General features: G+C 54.4%; 15 protein-coding genes and 2 tRNA genes. 8 read left to right on the forward strand and 9 right to left on the reverse strand.

Going from position 1 to position 17,796, the window contains the following annotated elements; all coding sequences use genetic code 11:
* Positions 1–417: 417 nt before the first annotated feature.
* Together ACQYWX_RS09510 and ACQYWX_RS09515 are read left to right on the forward strand one after the other, a co-directional pair.
* On the forward strand, positions 418–1,245 hold the full coding sequence (locus ACQYWX_RS09510; protein ID WP_216737107.1) for a class I SAM-dependent methyltransferase: 828 nt from the start codon (positions 418–420) through the stop codon (positions 1,243–1,245).
* Between the two features lie 428 nt (positions 1,246–1,673).
* Entirely contained in the window at positions 1,674–2,339 is a 666-nt protein-coding gene (locus ACQYWX_RS09515) for a hypothetical protein (RefSeq protein ID WP_431688610.1), read from the forward strand.
* Positions 2,340–2,398: 59 nt separating this feature from the next.
* Here the strand turns inward: ACQYWX_RS09515 and ACQYWX_RS09520 are convergent, their stop codons facing one another.
* From ACQYWX_RS09520 to ACQYWX_RS09535, 4 genes are all read right to left on the reverse strand, one after another.
* Positions 2,399–2,872, reverse strand: coding sequence for a hypothetical protein (locus tag ACQYWX_RS09520; protein ID WP_431688611.1), 474 nt, complete (start codon positions 2,870–2,872; stop codon positions 2,399–2,401).
* A 342-nt stretch (positions 2,873–3,214) separates the two neighbouring features.
* A tRNA-Met gene (locus ACQYWX_RS09525) sits at positions 3,215–3,291 on the reverse strand.
* A gap of 275 nt (positions 3,292–3,566) precedes the next feature.
* A complete protein-coding gene (locus ACQYWX_RS09530) occupies positions 3,567–3,947 on the reverse strand; it encodes a hypothetical protein (RefSeq protein WP_431688612.1) in 381 nt (126 codons plus the stop codon).
* Between the two features lie 377 nt (positions 3,948–4,324).
* A tRNA-Met gene (locus ACQYWX_RS09535) sits at positions 4,325–4,401 on the reverse strand.
* Positions 4,402–4,693: 292 nt separating this feature from the next.
* On the opposite strand from ACQYWX_RS09535, the gene ACQYWX_RS09540 reads away from it, so the two are divergent.
* On the forward strand, positions 4,694–5,746 hold the full coding sequence (locus tag ACQYWX_RS09540) for a GGDEF domain-containing protein (RefSeq protein ID WP_279502257.1): 1,053 nt from the start codon (positions 4,694–4,696) through the stop codon (positions 5,744–5,746).
* Here the strand turns inward: ACQYWX_RS09540 and ACQYWX_RS09545 are convergent.
* On the reverse strand, positions 5,737–6,756 hold the full coding sequence (locus ACQYWX_RS09545; protein WP_279502254.1) for an AraC family transcriptional regulator: 1,020 nt from the start codon (positions 6,754–6,756) through the stop codon (positions 5,737–5,739). The genes ACQYWX_RS09540 and ACQYWX_RS09545 overlap by 10 nt on opposite strands.
* 259 nt (positions 6,757–7,015) lie before the next feature.
* On the opposite strand from ACQYWX_RS09545, the gene ACQYWX_RS09550 reads away from it, so the two are divergent.
* Entirely contained in the window at positions 7,016–8,218 is a 1,203-nt protein-coding gene (locus tag ACQYWX_RS09550; RefSeq protein ID WP_431688613.1) for a CaiB/BaiF CoA transferase family protein, read from the forward strand.
* A gap of 2 nt (positions 8,219–8,220) precedes the next feature.
* On the opposite strand, the gene ACQYWX_RS09555 is transcribed toward ACQYWX_RS09550, so the two are convergent.
* From ACQYWX_RS09555 to ACQYWX_RS09565, 3 genes are all read right to left on the reverse strand, one after another.
* Positions 8,221–8,769: a hypothetical protein gene (locus ACQYWX_RS09555; protein WP_431688614.1), complete on the reverse strand. Its 549-nt coding sequence runs from the start codon at positions 8,767–8,769 to the stop codon at positions 8,221–8,223.
* A 10-nt stretch (positions 8,770–8,779) separates the two neighbouring features.
* Positions 8,780–9,274: a CesT family type III secretion system chaperone gene (locus ACQYWX_RS09560; RefSeq protein WP_216737101.1), complete on the reverse strand. Its 495-nt coding sequence runs from the start codon at positions 9,272–9,274 to the stop codon at positions 8,780–8,782.
* A 109-nt stretch (positions 9,275–9,383) separates the two neighbouring features.
* A complete protein-coding gene (locus tag ACQYWX_RS09565; protein WP_431688615.1) occupies positions 9,384–10,271 on the reverse strand; it encodes an SMP-30/gluconolactonase/LRE family protein in 888 nt (295 codons plus the stop codon).
* A gap of 146 nt (positions 10,272–10,417) precedes the next feature.
* Between ACQYWX_RS09565 and ACQYWX_RS09570 the strand changes: the two genes are divergently transcribed.
* A complete protein-coding gene (locus tag ACQYWX_RS09570) occupies positions 10,418–11,221 on the forward strand; it encodes a helix-turn-helix domain-containing protein (RefSeq protein WP_431688616.1) in 804 nt (267 codons plus the stop codon).
* Between the two features lie 32 nt (positions 11,222–11,253).
* Here ACQYWX_RS09570 and ACQYWX_RS09575 read toward each other — a convergent pair whose 3' ends face one another.
* Entirely contained in the window at positions 11,254–12,297 is a 1,044-nt protein-coding gene (locus ACQYWX_RS09575; protein WP_431688617.1) for an AraC family transcriptional regulator, read from the reverse strand.
* A 217-nt stretch (positions 12,298–12,514) separates the two neighbouring features.
* Between ACQYWX_RS09575 and ACQYWX_RS09580 the strand changes: the two genes are divergently transcribed.
* The 3 genes from ACQYWX_RS09580 to ACQYWX_RS09590 are packed head-to-tail and all read left to right on the forward strand — an operon-like array spanning position 12,515 to position 17,378.
* A complete protein-coding gene (locus ACQYWX_RS09580; protein WP_431688618.1) occupies positions 12,515–14,170 on the forward strand; it encodes an FAD-binding oxidoreductase in 1,656 nt (551 codons plus the stop codon).
* The gene (locus tag ACQYWX_RS09585; protein ID WP_431688619.1) at positions 14,158–15,810 is read left to right on the forward strand and encodes a glycerol-3-phosphate dehydrogenase/oxidase; all 1,653 of its coding nucleotides are present in this window, start codon (positions 14,158–14,160) and stop codon (positions 15,808–15,810) included. The genes ACQYWX_RS09580 and ACQYWX_RS09585 overlap by 13 nt, the downstream gene beginning before the upstream one ends.
* Positions 15,807–17,378: an FGGY-family carbohydrate kinase gene (locus tag ACQYWX_RS09590; protein WP_431688620.1), complete on the forward strand. Its 1,572-nt coding sequence runs from the start codon at positions 15,807–15,809 to the stop codon at positions 17,376–17,378. Before ACQYWX_RS09585 ends, ACQYWX_RS09590 begins: the two co-directional genes overlap by 4 nt.
* The last annotated feature ends 418 nt before the right edge of the window (positions 17,379–17,796 follow it).

A 17,796-nucleotide genomic window follows, 5' to 3' on the forward strand; every position in this document is an offset into this window, starting at 1 on the left:
TGCACTTTCAATGTGTGGAAAATTCACTAACCGACCGTCCTCGCGAAGCATCTCCACCGTAATCCCGGCGCAGGCGCTTTGGTTGAACTCACCCGCTTCCCGGATACTGCCGGCTAGTCGCAAGGGGCCTGTCCAGGAGCCGCGAACGCGGCGGTTGGCCCTCTGTATTAAATATAGTCCAAATTTGAGATGGTGAGGCTGTCGTTACAAAATATCCGATGGGTTTCCTTGTGATGACTATCTGAAAGTTGGACTAACCTTTGATGGAAGGCGTAGTCATCGACTAAAACTCAAAGGGACATTGATAAAAGAGATAAATGGGAATGGACTGGAGTTGAATCGCGGGGCTGCTAAAATCCAGGTTGTCGCGCTACGAGCATTGAGCGAACAACATCGCTAGAATCCATAGGAGACGCTATGAAGAATGTGGATGCCAAAGTAGTAGAGGATTTCGGAAATGAGTGGGACGCATACCCTCAGGATGAGGTAGCTCAATGCTCTCTGGAAAAAGCTTTTAATCAGTACTTCGATATATTTCCCTTTGACTTGCTGGATGGTAATGCTGCCGGTTTTGATATGGGATGCGGAAGTGGCAGGTGGGCCAGTTTTGTCGCTCCGCGCGTAGGTAGGTTGACTTGTATTGATCCTAGTGAGAAGGCGTTGGAAGTCGCTAGGAAAAAGCTATCTAAATGTAGCAATATCAACTATGAGTGTGCGCCTGTGGATGGGGTTTCTGTTGAGCGCGGGAGCCAGGATTTCGGATATTGTCTGGGAGTGTTGCACCACATTCCTGATACAGAAGGTGGAATAAGGTCCTGCTCTGAGCTACTTAAAAGCGGAGCTCCGTTTTTGTTGTATCTTTATTACGACTTTGAAAATAGAGGGATGGCGTTTAAGTCGTTATGGCGTATCTCCGATATGATCAGAAGGTTTGTGTCCAGTCTCCCGTTCGCCGCAAAAAAGCCGCTTTCTACCGGTATCGCGGCGTTTGTTTATTTTCCCTTCGCAAGAGCTGCTTTGTGTCTCGAAAAGCTGGGTTTTGAGGTTGATGGAATTCCTTTGTCCGATTACCGCGGAAAAGAGTTTTACTATATGAAGACAGATGCTTTGGATCGGTTTGGGACCCGGCTTGAAAAGAGGTTCAGCCGGGAGAAAATTACAGAGATGTTGGAGAGGAACGGGTTCAGCAATGTTAGGTTTTCTTCCAATATGCCTTATTGGGTATGTTTGGCATTTAAAAAGTAACTAACACTATTCGCTTGGGCGTCAGGTAATAAAAGGCTGCCTGCCTAACCGATTGTTTTTAATTATGTTGAAAGGGGGAGCAGAGTCGCCAGAGCCTCAAAGTAGTGCTTCTGGGCGACTTGAGCTACCTGCAGGCCGTCCTGCATTGGGCGGTTCTGCTTATGGTAGCGCGCGTTAGGTGGTGGTTTGACATTGTTCGCTTTCCTAATTAAGCAAGCATCTATTTCAGCTGGAATGAGGCGCGAAATTTGTGATCCGCTTGCCGGTGTGCTGGGATTAAAGAGAGTATGTTGCTTGTATAGGGATGACAAGTTGAGTTGGGCCTGTTCAATCAGGCGTGAGACTAAGGAGGCGAAGATTCCCATCATCAGCGACGATGCCGGAACTTCGACTTGCCTTGGATAACTGCTTTGAGACGTACAGAAATCATGAACGCACCGCAATTCGACTGTGTCGAGCAGATTGGGGCCGCTTTGGCGGCGCATTGGTATAACGCCCTCGCAATTGAAATCAGTCCGGGACAACAGGTATCTCGCTTGCTGGCCACAGGCGACGATGTGGAGATGTGTCTGGGAGGGTTTGAGTGGATTTGCGATGGCGAGGAGAGGGCCGCTCTAATCGGCCTGCCAGATAAAGATCCCCATGGCGCCGCGATAGCTCTTCCGGAGAGCGTTAACGACGGCCATCGCTGCCTTTTCATTCTCAATCTGGCGGCGTTAATCGCCAACAAAATCGGCGCTTCTGACGACTTCACCGCCCTACAGGATTCCCAAATCACCGACGACCTGATCTCGATGCTGAAAACCGCGATTGAATACGAAATGCTGCATTCCCTGGGCGACGTCAAGCGCCAACTGGAGCAGGGCGGAGTGAAGTTCGCTGCTGACGCCGTGGTTGGCGTATACCGCCACGATGAACTCACCCCCACCATTCTTGAAGATTACGCCAATGGCCCGGAACAACTGGAATTCTGCTCCCACAAAATCACCCCGGAACAGGTGCTGGAAATAGTGGCCGACGCCTTCTACCGGTCTGAAGAGAGAAAGACATGGCTGAAACAAGGCGGACTGTTTGTGGTGGAGTGTGAGCTGTGACTGATTGAGTCAAGCGGCCAGAGCTAATCTCAGCTGCAGTGCGAGATCCGCTCTTATGCTTACCTACGGATACTTGCTCTGTGAGTTAGCTTCTTCTTATAAAGATCAAAAATAAATGCGATGCTGTGGGTTTCATAGCCCATCAGCGGACCTGTCTTCATGAGCCACTCTTGCAGTTTTGGAAGCGCTTCTTCCTTTAACAGAGAGCTCGAAATGGATAAATATTCCTTTGGCAGTGCCGTCAAAGTGATTGTCCACTTCGGCTCATATAAACCTTGCTCGATAAACTTATTGGGCGATGAATGGCGAGTACGAAGGCGAGAATACGTGGCTTTCAGGATGGTGACCGGCTCCTGCATACGGAGCTTGTAGCGATAGGAGCTTAGTGAGTACTCGTCTCCGAACCTAAAAATCGCCGATAACTCGCTATATTGAGGTACATCGATAAGAGCCTCCGATAATGCTTTGCTGTTTAACGGAAAGGCATGATCTTTGGGTATTTTATATCTCAATTGGGTGGGGATCTGATTCACTGCTAATGAAATCTGGCGGGTAAACGACTTGAGATAATAAGGTGAAATAGATCGCTTGTGTACAAGATGCGGCAGCCAAGGCCTTTTTCAGGCAATAAAAAAGCCCGATATAAACTCGAGCTTTAGGGGTACTGATTGCGGGGGCGGGATTTGATCGCGGCGGGCCTCCGCATACGACCGCCAAGGCCGTTTTCAGGCAACAAAAAAGCCAGCTAAAAAGCTGGCTTTAAGAATGCTGGTTGCGGGCGCAGGATTTGATCGCGGCGGGCCTCCGCATACGACCGCTAAGGTCGTCTTTCAGGCAATAAAAAAGCCAGCTAAAAAAGCTGGCTTTAAGAATACTGGTTGCGGGGGCAGGATTTGAACCTACGACCTTCGGGTTATGAGCCCGACGAGCTACCAGACTGCTCCACCCCGCGACAACGAGGGCGTATACTAAAGATCCGAGTGGCGTACGTCAATGGCAATTGCTAAAAAACTTTCGGAAAAATCGATATTTATCGGTGCGCTATGAGTAAAGCCCCAGTGGGCAAGGCTTTTCCGACGCAAATGGCGGAAGGGCAATCTTCTATCGGCTTTAAATTTCAGGGCCCAGCAGGGGATTCGGCGCCTTCCACCTTTCGAGCTAACCGTCTACTCCAGTTTGAAATATATACAGGGCTAGAGGCGACTCCTTTACAGCGACTATTTCTATCTAATATTCCGTCTCGCTGATAATGTGCTGGTATTGGGTCATCTGCTCTATTTCCTCTGGCCTGAAACCGCCAAATGTTATTTTTTTTTTAGAGAGGGCTGTCTGAGCGAACTTTATAACGTCTTCATTCGGCTCTGTGTTTACGTTCCACTCTTCAGGTATGAATTTAATGCACTTTGTAACTTCTTTCAGCTCTAAATAGTCTTTTGAAAGGATCTGTTTTACCTGATTTATGATTTCCCCTAGAGGCGGAATGTCCTCATCGTCTATAGGGACGTAGGCTTCTGTACAATAATAGTCGCAACCATCAAAGGCTATGCTGCACCTGTTGCTTAGGGCTAAGTTTCTCGTGAATATAATCCAAACGCACTTTTTATCCATAAATCCCTCTTAATGGCCGGGTATAAAGCCGGATTGATTGAAGCTTATAGGTGGTGTCATTTCGTTATTTGTCGTCACATTGTGGTCGGTTAGCGATCATTAACCAAATAGCAGGCTTTAATCATTCTGTGAAACCTGAATAGTCTGTGTTTAACAGAGAAAGGTATACCGAGTTCGCTATAAATATGGTGAGTGCATGAGGGAGCTTACGTAAATTGGCGCGGATTAGCCGTGACCTTCGCAGGCTTGCTATTAAGGCAGAAATTCTGGGCTGTACTTTAAAAAATATATAGAAAGGCCAGCTAGTTGTAGAGGGGTGTAAGGGGCGATTTTCAGGCAATAAAAAAGCCAGCTAAAAAGCTGGCTTTTAGGAATGCTGGTTGCGGGGGCAGGATTTGAACCTACGACCTTCGGGTTATGAGCCCGACGAGCTACCAGACTGCTCCACCCCGCGACAACGAGGTGCGTATACTAAAGACCTTGTTTGCATCCGTCAACCCCTTGTGAGAAAAACTTAACGGTGTGGTCAAATATTGCGCGGAGTTGGGCGCCGGCGCGAACAAACTACGAATGTTTGACTATTATTTAGCTCAAGCCAGTGTGTTCAGACGCCAATAGTCTCTCTTATGTGCAGAGCTGTTCGGCGTCTCGTATAGAGGTTGGACGCAGCCTCTAGAGTCAATAATAAATCAGTGATTTCAAGAAACAGCCCGAATGGGCATTTGAGATAGTGAGTCAGAACTTCGATGGATTCCCTGGAAGAGCTGTTCGCCCGAGCGCGTAAAAATGAAGAAATTGCGCGTAACCTGTTTGATATTGAGGTCGCGATCCTCAATGTCGCCAAGGTACAGCCGTTTCTTGAGCATCTGTTGCAAACCGTGCAGGACAAATTCGGCGTCAAGCATGTCTGGTACGCCATGGTTGAAAGCGCCCATACGGAATCCCTGATAAAAACCCTGAAAGCCTCGCCGGATCTGGTGGGGAAATGGGTGAGCGCGCCTTCTGTTGAGTATCTGGCGGCCACTAAAGGCGCGCGGGAGCCGCTGATGGATCACGCCGATCTGTATCGTTTCTTCTTTATGACTCCGCCGGAAATCCGCACGCAAATTCGCTCAATTGCGATACTGCCTTTGATTCTTGAAGGACGTCTGGCGGGCAGCTTGAACCTGGCCGCCGACGATCAGGAGCGTTATCGCGCGGATAAAGAATGCTTCTTTTTGCGTCAGCTGAGCGTCAAGGCGTCGCTATGCCTGAGTTCGGTAGTGGCGCGGGAAAAAGTCGCTGACCTGGCCACCCGTGATCCGCTGACGCAATTACGCAATCGCAGGGAAATGGAGGATGCGTTGGACGTGGAGATAAGTCGGGCGGCGCGTAATGAACAGCCTTTAGCGCTCGCATTTATTGATTGTGATGATTTTAAGTTGGTCAACGATGCTTACGGTCATGACGTGGGCGACGAGTACCTGAAGCATGTCGCTGAAGGGCTGTGTGTGATGCTGCGCAAGTCTGATCAGGCGTTTCGCTTCGCCGGGGACGAGTTTGTGGTGCTGTTGCCCAACCAGGACCAGGAGGGCGCTGAGCAAATTGCGGAGCGACTGTGCGATTACCTCTACGCTAATCCATTGGTCATTGACGACATGCGTATTCCCGTCAAAGTCAGCATCGGCGTGGCGTCCACCAGTCAGATCGGGACGGGAAGCGCGCGATCGCTGTTGAAGCTGGCGGACAAGCGTTTGTACGAAAAGAAAAAGCGTAAGCCCTGCGCGACGGCGCGACTGTCGTCTCAGGATCAGTGCTGACGCTCTCGCAGCACGCTTTCCCGATATTCTCCCGGCGTCATCCCAGTCCATTTCTTAAAAGCCCGATGAAAGGTGCTGGGCTCGGTGAATCCCACCTTGAAAGCGATCTCGTTGATGGACATTTCCCGGCGCGAAAGATAATAAATCGCCGCGTCTCGTCGCATATTGTCCTTAATCTCCTGAAACGACGTGTTTTCCTCTTTCAGACGCCGCCGCAGAGTCTGTGGGCTGACATTGATCTGGGACGCGATGAACTCAAAATCCGGCATTTGCTGGCTAAGATCGCGTCCTACCAGCGCCCGGATTTTAGATGTATAAGTATTGCTGTCGTCCGGTCGCGCAAGCAGGTCGGCGGGAGATGTTTTCAGAAACTCCTTGAGCGATGGCTCATCTTGAATCACCGGTAACTGCAGATAGCGTTTATGGAAGTAAATGCGTGTATCCGGCTGATTAAATTGCAGTGGGCAGTAAAACAAGTGGCGGTATTCACTGGAGTGTTCCGGCTCGGGATAATTGAAGCGGGCTTCGTCCAAAGCCACTCGCTGTCCGGTCAACCAGCAGGCGAGTCGGTGCCAGATCACCAAAAGACTTTCCTGAAAGAAGTGGTAAGGGTCGTGAAAAGTCGCCTCGGCGTCGACGATGAGCACGGCCTGATCCCCATGCACTTCCAGCTTCAAGGTCACCGGCTTTTCGAACAGAGAATAAAAGATACGGCCGCGGCGCAGCACGCTTTCCAGGTTATTGCAGTGCACCACCAGATAACACATGGTGGCGAAGGTTCCGGTTTTGCAGACGGTGTCCGTCAAGCCCATAAACTCGTCCTGCAGAACCTTCCAGATACATTGCATTAATTTAGTGTACTGCGGACCGCCCACACGACTGCGCGGGTTTTGGTACGCCTGCAGGGGGATGCCTGCGCAACGCAATAGTTCGGCAACGTCCTTGCCTTGTCTTTCCGCGCCGCTAAGCGCGGCGCGAACAAAATGACTGGAAACCGTAAGTTTTGCCATGTTTTTGGGTATACCGGCGGAGAATACTGTTCGTCGTGCCCTTGTGGGGCGCTAACCTATTGGAATCTATAGAAACTCTGATTCGCTCAGTCTTAACTAATTGCCTGTCATGATCAAGGATGATTTCGCCAATGGATTTGGCGCGGAATCCCATTGGCGCCTGAACAAGGGGCATGATAATGGAGATTGCTGAAGCGGCGCGTCCGGCTATCCGATAGTCATCGCGTTGATAATTACAATGAAATGGTGGTTTCTTTATATGGCTGCGCCTTTGTCCTCCCTGAAAATACTCGACTTCTCCACGTTGCTGCCCGGTCCCTGCGCCACCATGATGCTGGCGGATATGGGGGCGCAAGTTTTGCGAATCGAATCGCCCACGCGCACCGATCTACTGAGAGTCGTTTCGCCGATGGTGGGCGAGGTTTCCGCCAGTCACGCTTATCTGAACAGGGGAAAGCGCTCTCTGACCCTGGACCTGAAACAGCCTCAGGCTATCGATATCGTCAGAAAGCTGATTCTTGAGTACGACATACTGGTGGAGCAGTTTCGACCGGGAGTGATGCAGCGTCTGGGGTTGGATTATGAAGCCCTGAAGGCGATCAATCCCCGATTGATTTATTGCTCGATCACCGGATATGGGCAAAGCGGCCCTTATCGGGACAGACCAGGCCACGACATTAACTATCTGGCGCTAGCGGGCGTCAGTTCCTACAGCGGACGAGTGGAAAGCGGCCCGGCCCCGTTTGGCGTGCAGACGGCGGATGTGGCGGGAGGGTCGCATCATGCGGTAATGGGAATTCTGGCGGCGGTCGTGCAGCGCCAGCTAAATGACGAAGGGCGGCGCATTGATATTTCCATGAGCGATGCGGCGCTGTCGATGAATCACATGGCGATGGCGGGCTATCTGGCGACCGGAGAAGATCCGCAACTGGAAGCGGAAATCCTCAATGGAGGGGGGTGCTACGATTATTACCGCACTCAGGACGGACGCTATCTTTCCGTTGGGGCCTTGGAGCCGCAATTCGCCGAGGCGCTGTGTCGCGCTTTGGAGGTTCCTCATATGCTGCCGTTGATACTGAGCCCTCGGGAGCAGGACCGTCAGGCCAGTAAGCAAAAACTGGTGGAAATCTTCCTGGGTAAAACTCTGGCGGAATGGGAGCGGATATTCGCATCGATCGACGCCTGCGTAGAGCCGGTTTTAACCTTGTCTGAAGCGGAAAAACATCCACACTTCAACGGCAGGGAAATGTTTTGCCAAGTGAGTGACGATGTAGGCGTGAGTCGCAAGCAGTTGGCGTCCCCCATCAAATTTGAGGGAGACGCCTTCGTTCCTGGTCGCGCCGGCGCCGCATTGGGCCAACACAGCCGGGAAGTATTGACGGAGTTGGGCTTTAGCGACGATGAGATAGACGCCCTGATGGAACAGGGAGTTGCCTCATCGCCGAAAAGGCTGTCCCAATAAAGTTAGAATGTGCCGCTGACGGCGTTGTTGATGCGCTCCAACTCTCTGCCTGCCTCAGAGTTGTCCGTCACCGGCGCCACGATGCCCGCGCCCACAGTGTTGGCTACTGCGCCAGCGGCATTGATTGCGGCGTTTCCAAAATCGCCCTGGGCTGCGTAATGTACGGCGCTGCCAGCGAACATTCTGGCCTCCCGCATATGGGCTTCGCCCTGGGACAACGTGCCTCTCTCATGTTCAGACACGTTATTGGCGATGCTATTAGCCTGGTCGTTAGGCAATGGCACGCCGTTTTGCTGCAGGAAACTGTTTACGCCGTTGACCGCCTGGCCGTAGTAGGTTTGAGCGCCTTCGGTGCTGGCCGCGAGATAAGCCCGGCCGCTTGACGAACCCGTTGGGTGAGAGGAAGAGCCTCCTCCCAGATCAGAGCCGCCAAGTCGCGCACTGTCGTTAGACGGCGAGGCATGGTTCAGGCTCGACGAGGGATTGGTCGGATTGGATTGTTGGGTTGATTGCACTTGATTGGCGGATGATACGCCATGGATATTTGTCATCTGACGACTCCTATACTCGCATGAAGCTACTTGGGTGTACCGGCTGAGCGGAAGTAGACGCAGTCGGCGCTTTTTGACCAGTGCCGATAGCGTCTACCAGCTGCTCGCGGATTTGGGTGGCGCTTTCAATAAAGAAATCCAGTAAGTTGTTTAATTGAACCGCCTCGTTAACGTGCTCTGTCAGATATTGCATATGGAACGTCAGGCGATGGCTTTCCGGGTTGAGGGACAGGGTGGCGCCGCGAGTGCTTTTGCCCAGAAAATTCCACTCAAGCAGTTGCTCCAGCAGAGCGGCTTTGCTTGCTTCCGCGCTGGGCGCATGGCCGAAATCCGCATGCAGCAATAACCAGGGGCTGTCATTGGTTTGTACAATGGAATAGAGATGGCCATCTACAGAGAGAGAGCAGACGCCGTTATCGTCGAGCTTCATAAACGGCAGATTGTAATCCTGGCCTAATTGGCGCAGGAAAGAGTTGATTTTAGTTTGGCCGGTTTGGTCAACCATCTTGAACGTTCCCTCATACTGACTATTTGTCTGCACTGGGTAACGCTTTCTGAAGCAAAGTTGCGCCGGGTTTTAGCCCTGGCGCAACCAGATAGTAGGGAATTGAGGCCTAAGGCAGTCGATAGGCCGCCAGTTCGCCTTTCCACATGAGCGGCATCAGCACCAGTTTTTGTTCCGGAATATAGTCCAGGTCGGCGCTGCCGGGAGTAAGTTCGAATTCCGCCGGCGCCCTGTCCAGAGAGCTGAAATAGAACAGACGGCCGCGCATGAAATCTGTGGCCAGCAGGCCGTTTGCGCCATCGTCGGTGAGGCCGTCCAGGTTGCCAAGCGGCTGGTCGTCAATCAAATCGCTGATGCGTTTGTCGGACAGCTGAACCTGTTTTAGGCGGCCGGGGATGCGTGTGCTGAAGTCCGCCTGCAGATCCTGGCCCCAGGCGGCTACCAGCAGGCGATCGTGCTGCGCCCATAGACCATTGGGGAAATTCAGTTCCGCAGAGCTTAGCCAGATTTCCAGGGAGCCCTGATGCAGGCGGTAAATACGCTGCGCCAACAGGTCGGAAATATAGACATCGCCGTTGTCGGTGACCGTCACATCGTTGAGAAACTTGGCTTCCGGCGCTTCATAGGTATGAACGATTTTTCCGGTAGTGATGTCGATATCCAAGACCCGGGTCAGGTCCGCCACATAAAGGTGGTCGCCATAGACGCCCAGGCCCTTGGGCGCATTCAGGCCCTGCACCCAGTGCTTTTTCACAATGTCTCCGTTCTCCGTCAGTACGGAGATATAACCCAGTCCATTGGCGGCGTCAGCGCTTCCATTCATGCTGGATAACAGAATCTGATGACGTTTACGGTCGTAAATCGCGGATTCCGGTTGGTCGAAGCCGGAAGCGGTCCAGACATTCTGGAGAGAGGGTTGCGAAGGCGCCGCAGTCTCCGCTGATGCGGCGAAGGGCAGGGTGGCGAGTGCGAGCAGGCTGAGAAGTCGAGAATGCATGTTATCTCCTGAGACAGAACAATTAGGTTGTCGTTTGAATGCGCTCAGGTTATGTTTTTATGTGACCTTTTAAAATTCATGGATAATTAGGTGACATTATATGTACCTTTTTGTCGCGTGAAGCGACATAGGAAGGATGGCGTCATATGAAGCAAGAACAGGCCGCTAATCAGGGCAGCGATCGATCAGAACTGATCGCAGTACTTAAAACCGCATTGAAAGCCAAAGGGTTCACTTACCGCGACCTGGCGGAAATATTGGGCGTTTCGGAGCAGAGCGTTAAGCGGCTTTTTCGTGATCAGGATTGCTCCTTGAGCAGGTTGGAGAAAATTTGCGAGGCGATAGGCGTCTCTCTCCTTGATCTGATGCTGGTGGCGCGCAATCGTCAGGAGCCGCTTACCCAGATCACCCCGGAGCAGGAGCGTTTTCTAGCGTCCCATATCAGTCATTTCAATATTTTGTTTCTGCTCACGCAGGGGTACAGCGTCACCGATATTCAGGCGCGTCATAGTCTATCGCAGGCGCAGATGTACGCATTCCTACGCGCGCTGGAAGTCTGGCGCTTTCTGGATATCAAGCAGGGACTGGAGATTCGGCTGCGAGTGGAAGGGCATTTGAGCTTTCCTCTGGGAGGCGCGTTGCATGAACACATTAAAGGCATGAACAGCCGTTTCCTGTCACAGGTTCTAGACGAATATGAGCAGGAAGACCGGCTGTTTGACAGCGGATTTCGGCGCGTCTCGCAAAGCACCCTGCAGCGCTGGCGACGGGATATGGAAGAGCTGGTCCGCCAGGTGCGGCGCAGCGCGTATCAGGACGAACGGCTGCTGCCGGCGGAGCAGCTGGTTCCGGTAAAATGGACGCTGTGTTTGAGCCCCTTTGACTGGTTTGCGCAGTTAGAGGTGAATCCTGAGGATGCTCTGGCCGCTATACCGAAGCAGGAAATTTAAGCGGATTCAGTTAGCGCCTGGGTGTGAGGTAATCAAGATGGCGCGCCGGCGTTGTCGCGGAATTCGCCGGGCGTCGCCCCCGTATGACTCTTGAAGCTGCGGTGAAAGGAACGCACTTCCGCGAATCCAAGCTGGCGGGCGATATCCGGAATGGGGATGTCGGAGTGGGCCAGCATGTCCTGCGCCATCTCCAGACGCACCTCGTCGAGTAACTGCTGGTAGCTGCTGTGGGATTCGCTCAACCGTCTCTGCAGCGTGCGGGCGGTGACGCCAAGCCGTTCCGCCACCATATCCTGACGGCTGACGCCATGGCGTAATTGGTGGCGAATGGCGTTCTTCACACGGGTCAATAAGCTCAGATCTTCTTCATCCAGCGTTTTGATTTGAGCGCTGGCGTGGCTTTCCAACGTTTGCCGCAGCAACAGATCCGGTTGCCGTAAAGGCGTGTCCAACAACCTGTCGTTCACCACAAGCCCGCTCACGGGGCTGTCGAAGATGACCTCACACTGGAAAGCGCGTTGGTAGGCGGGTTCGAATTCAGGGCCTGGAGACGGGTGTTCAAATAGAACCTGCAAGGGCGCGGCGTTGTCCGCATTCGCGAGCCATCGGGCGAAGTTGACCCAGGACGCCAGCACATTGGCGATCATATGCGGGCGCACGTCCGGATCAGGATAGGCGCAGTCCCAGCGAATCAGCGTCTGCGCGCCTTCTTGCGTCAGACTGGTGACGCCCATGTCGCCAACCAGCTTTTCAAAGGGAATGATGCGCTCCACCGCCTCCCGCAAGGTGCTGCAACTCATGACGATATAGCCCAGCACGCTATAGGAGCCAGGTTGCACATAGCCGCCGCTCTTCAGTCCCAATAATGGGTCCTGAGCCTGCTGCGCCAGATCGCGCAACAAAGACTGAAATTGATCGCCATTGATGCGTTGATTCTGTCCGCCTTGCAGGATCACCGGGTCCACGCCGGCGGCGGCGAGGGCGCGCTCGCAGTCCAGGCCGGAGTCGGCGGCGAAGCGCAAATATTGATTAACGGCGGGAACGGAGGCGAATCCCAAGTGCTGGTTGGCGTTCATTTCTTAGTTTATTACATCGTTTATTGACGCATGTCGCCAAATGATACCGGGGCTGTCTTAATCCGACAGTGACTGACGACGGATTTTAATTAGTATATGCCGCAGAGAACAGGCCCGAAATGGCGACAGATCATAGGGCCGGGGTCCGTCGAATTAGCGACGCCGCTATTGACGGACGCAGACAGCGTAAGAAACAGGTTCACACCGGGAGACAAGTATGCGGCGTTGGAATGGCTGGGGCGACGAAAATAATGGGATGGAGCTGCCGCCGGGCGGCGTTGGGTTTCTACATGAACGCGTTGGCAAGGCGACGCCGCTCGCTGACGCGTCGCTGGAGAGCGTGCTGGCGCGAACGCCGCCGTCGCGTGTGCCTGCGCATCCTCTGATTACCACTGACGCCGAGACTCGCGTCAGACATGCGCGGGGGCAAAGTCTGCCGGACTGGCTGGCCATGCGCAGCGGCGATTTCGAGTTTTTCCCTGATGGCGTGGCCTTTCCCGAAAGCTCAGAAGACGTGCGCGAATTGCTGGACTTCTGTCTGGCGCGGGACATCGTGGTGATTCCCTACGGCGGCGGCACCAGCGTGGCGGGGCACATCAACCCGTTTGACTCGGACAAGCCCATCCTGACGATGGATATGGGACGTATGAACAGTCTGTTGGAGCTGGATGAAGAGAGCCAACTCGCGACTTTCGGGGCCGGCACGCCTGGCCCGCATCTGGAAGCGCAATTGCGGGCGCGTGGTTACACCTTTGGACACTTTCCGCAATCCTTTGAACTGTCCACGGTGGGCGGTTGGGTGGCCAGCCGCTCCAGCGGGCAGCAGTCCCTGCGCTATGGTCGTATCGAGCAACTGTTTGCCGGCGGTCGCGTCGAGACGCCCCGGGGAACGATGTATATCCCCACTTTTCCCGCCTCGTCGGCGGGGCCGGATATTCGTGAAATCATTCTGGGGTCGGAAGGGCGCATGGGAGTGCTCACGGAAGTGAAAGTGCGGGTGACGCCCCTGGCGGAAAAAGAAGATTTCTACGTCATCGTGTTCCCTTCCTGGACTCAGGCCAAAACCGCCGCCCGTGAGCTGGTTCAGGGCAAGGTGCAGTTGTCCATGCTGCGCGTCAGCAACGCGGTGGAGACGGAAACACAATTGGCGCTGGCGGGACATCCCAAACAGATCGAATGGCTGGAGCGCTATCTGAAGTGGCGCGGGGCAGGGGAAGGCAAATGCATGATGACCGTCGGCGTGACCGGAACCACCGAGCAGTGTCGCGCCGCCAGGAGCCAGCTCAATGTGCTGATCAAGCGTCGGCAGGGCGTCAACACCGGTACGTTACTGGGACGTAAATGGGCGCAAAAACGCTTCCTGATGCCATACCTGCGCGAAGCGCTATGGCGTGACGGCTATGTGGTGGACACCCTGGAAACCGCCACCGACTGGGATAATGTCGATCACCTGCTCAACAAAATCGAAGCCAATCTACGGGCAGGTCTGGAGCGGGAAGGGGAGCGAGTGCATGTGTTCACTCACTTGTCGCATTTCTACGGACAGGGCTGCTCCATATATACCACCTATGTTTTCAAATCCGGCTCCAGCTATGAGGAAACATTGGCGCGTTGGGAGCGCATGAAAACCTCCACTTCCGACATGATTGTCAACAATCGCGGCACCATCAGTCACCAGCACGGTGTGGGTAAAGATCACGCGCCCTACCTGCCGGTGGAGAAAGGGGAGTTGGGCATGTGCGCGATTGCGGCCTTATGTCGCGAGTTCGACCCGCAACAACTGATGAATCCGGGAACCTTGATCGCCAGTGTGGAGGAGCCGCAAACCGCCGCAAAAAAAGCCGCCAAACGGGGTGATGTATGGACAACCTGAGCTACTGGCGGCCACAGCAACGAGAAAAGCTTTGGGAGATGCTGGAGTCCGGCAAGCATGTCTGGGACATGGTGATTGTCGGCGGCGGCGTCACCGGCGCGGGTATTTTGAGGGAAGCCGTGAGATACGGCCTAAAGGCGCTGCTGGTGGAAAAGCGCGACTTCGCCTGGGGCGCTTCCAGTAAGTCATCGAAAATGGTGCATGGCGGGCTGCGCTATCTCGCCTCGGGGCAGATCTCGCTGACCCGTCACTCCGTGCGCGAGCGGCAGCGTCTATTGGAGGAAGCGCCTGGGCTGGTGGAGCCGCTTAACTTTTTGATGGGGCATTATCGGGGTGAATTTCCCCCGGGCTTTATTTTTCAGCGGGTGCTGGATGTATACGACCGCATGGCGGGCGCACGGAATCACGAAGCTTTTGCGCCGGAACAGGCTGCTTATCTGGTCCCGGGCATAAACGCCGAGGGGCTGCGCAGTCTTAGCCGCTTTGGCGATGCAGTGACGGACGACGCCCGGCTGGTGCTGAAAATTCTGCGCCAGGGCGTGGCGGAAGGCGGCGTAGCGGCGAATTACTGCGGCGCCAGAGAAATTGTGCGCGTCAACGGACGTATGCATGGCGTGGTGCTGCATGACGCCATCGCCGACCGCAATTGCGAAGTACGGGCGCGGGTCGTGGTGAACGCCACCGGCGCCTGGTCCGATCAATTACGCATGCAGGAAGGCTGCGATGCGCAAATACGGCCTCTGCGCGGCAGTCATCTGGTTCTGCCTCACTGGCGACTGCCGGTCGCCTATGCGGTGAGCGGATTTCACCCGGATGATAAGCGTCCCGTTTTTGCGTTTCCCTGGGAAGGCGTCACCGTGGTGGGCACCACGGATCTCGATCACACACAGGATATGGAGCAGGATGTCAGCATCAGCGCCGCCGAAATGGGGTACTTGATGCGCGGCGTGAATCACATGTTTCCGTCCTTAGGATTGCAGCCGGAGGAGGTCATGTGTACTTACTCCGGCATTCGCCCTGTCGTATCCAGCGGCGCGGCGGACCCTTCCAAGGAAAAGCGTGAACATTCGATCTGGAATGATAATGGACTGATTTCCGTCGCCGGGGGCAAGCTGACCACATTCAGATTGATTGCTTTGGATGTGTTGCAGGAAGCGGCCCGCTATCTCGACGGCGTGGCCTTCAATGCTTCGGACGCCCGGGTATTCGCCAATGGCGCGCCGCCATACAGCCCGGATTGCGGCGTCTCGGCGTCGGTGTATCGGCGGTTATGCGGACGCTACGGCTCTGCGGGGGCCGCAATGCTGGAGAAGGACAAAGAGCGCCTGCGGCCTATCGCCGGAACCAATCTGCTCTGGGGAGAGATTGATCACGCGCTGCAAAATGAATCCGTGGTTCATCTGGATGACCTGATGTTGCGACGCACCCGTCTGGGCCTGTTGGCGCCGAACGGCGCAGAGGCCATGCTGGAGGAAATCGGCCGGCGTTGTCAGCGCTATCTCGGCTGGTCGGAGGCGGTTTGGCGTGACGAGGCGAATCGTTACCGGAATCTGTTTCAGCGCCACTTTGGCGTACCAGGGATGACGGTGAACAATGAGGCGGCGCGGGCACAACGCAAGACTGAGGAGAGCGGGGCATGACCACGGCCGCATCCGCCCGTACCTACGTAATGGCCATCGATAACGGCACTCAGAGTGTGCGCGCCCTGTTGATCGACGACCTTGGCAATGTAGTTGCTAAAGGCAAGCAGCCTATAGAGCCTTATTTCTCAGAGCAGCCAGGATGGGCGGAGCAGCGTCCTGAGTATTATTGGGAAGCGCTGGGAGAAGCTTGTCGTCTGATGTGGCGCGACAGTCCGGTGGCGCCTGAAACGGTAGCGGCGGTCACGGTGACGACGCAGCGCGGCACGGTCATTTGCGTTGATCGGGATGGGACGCCGTTACGCCCCGCTATCATCTGGCTGGATCAGCGCCATGCGCAGGCGGAGGATAAATTGGGCGGCGTCTGGGATGTATTGTTCAAAGTCGCCAGGGTGGAGGAAACCGTCAAGCGCTTTCGGGAAAAGACCCAGGCCAACTGGCTGGCGCAGCAGCAACCGGATCTCTGGCGGCGCACGCACAAGTTTCTGTTGCTTTCGGGTTATCTGAATTTTCGTCTGACCGGAAATTATGTGGACTCCATCGGCAGTCAGGTCGGATACATCCCCTTTGACTATAAAAAGCTACGCTGGGCGCCGGCGCGAGACTGGAAGTGGCGCGCGATGCCAGTATGCCCGGAGCAATTACCTGAATTGGTTGAGCCGGGGCGGCCGGCGGGAGCCTTGACAACTGACGCCGCAGCCTGGTTAGGGTTACCCGCTGGCCTGCCGGTTATCGCCGCAGCGTCCGACAAAGCCTGCGAGATTATTGGTTCGGGCGGCTCAGCCCCTCACATCGGCTGCATGAGTTACGGCACCACCGCCACAATCAACGCCACTAACGCCAAGTATGTGGAAGCCATTCCTTATATGCCGCCGTATCCTTCCGCCATTCCCGGACGCTACTGTACGGAAGTCATGATTTATCGCGGTTTTTGGATGGTGAGCTGGTTCAAGAAAGAGTTTGGCCTGCGTGAGGAAGGCGTAGCGAAAGAACGGGGCATTGAGCCGGAACAATTGTTCGACGAACTGGTCGACGCTGTACCGCCGGGTTCTATGGGGCTGACTTTACAGCCCTATTGGTCCCCCGGCGTGCGCAGCCCGGGACCGGAAGCGAAAGGAGCGATTATTGGTTTTGGCGACGTGCACACCCGCGCTCATATGTATCGTGCGATCTTGGAAGGACTGGCGTATGCGCTGAGGGAAGGGCGGGAAAAAATTGAGAAGAAGTCCGGCGTCAAAATGCGCGTGTTGCGCGTATCCGGCGGCGGTTCGCAGAGCGACGCCGCCCTGCAGTTGACGGCGGATATCTTCAACCTTCCCGTGGAGCGCCCTCACACTTATGAGACATCAGCGCTGGGCGCCGCCATTGATGCGATGGTAGGACTGGGCGTGCATCGGGATTTTGACGCCGCCATCGCCGCCATGACCCGGGTAGGGAAAACCTTTCAGCCGCGGCCTGAGGTGGTAAGCGTATACGAGCGTTTATATTCCGAGGTGTACTTGAAAATGTACCGGCAGTTGCAGCCTCTCTATCAATCCATCAGGGAGATAACGGGCTATCCGGGTTAGATTGCGATGTGATGAAGACGGAAATTAGCGGGGAGATATAAACAAAACGGGGCGACAAACTGTCGTCACCCCAAAGAAACCTGCTAAGGATAAAAATGAAACAAAAAGGCAAGGAAACCTGGAGATCTGAATCCCAAAAGAAGCAGGGGGTACTACTTAACCCCCCTGCTCTAAGTGGGGGATACTACTCAAATCCACGATTTAATCTTAGTGTCTGCCGGCCCGAATCTCAGTTGTGTTTGAGTAATGGGTTGTTTTGCTTTTGTAACAAAAGAATATAACGGAGCGGCTGCTGAAACATTTCTGTTATTGACGTAAGTATTTGTTATGCCCGGCCAGAAAGGGCTTTAAGTTTATAACCCGATTGGAATAAGGGGGTTACGTAAACAGTGGTTTTCTGGCAGTTTCGAAGCCAAGC

Origin of the sequence: Hahella sp. NBU794 (assembly GCF_050749805.1) — a bacterium.
GTDB lineage: Bacteria > Pseudomonadota > Gammaproteobacteria > Pseudomonadales > Oleiphilaceae > Hahella.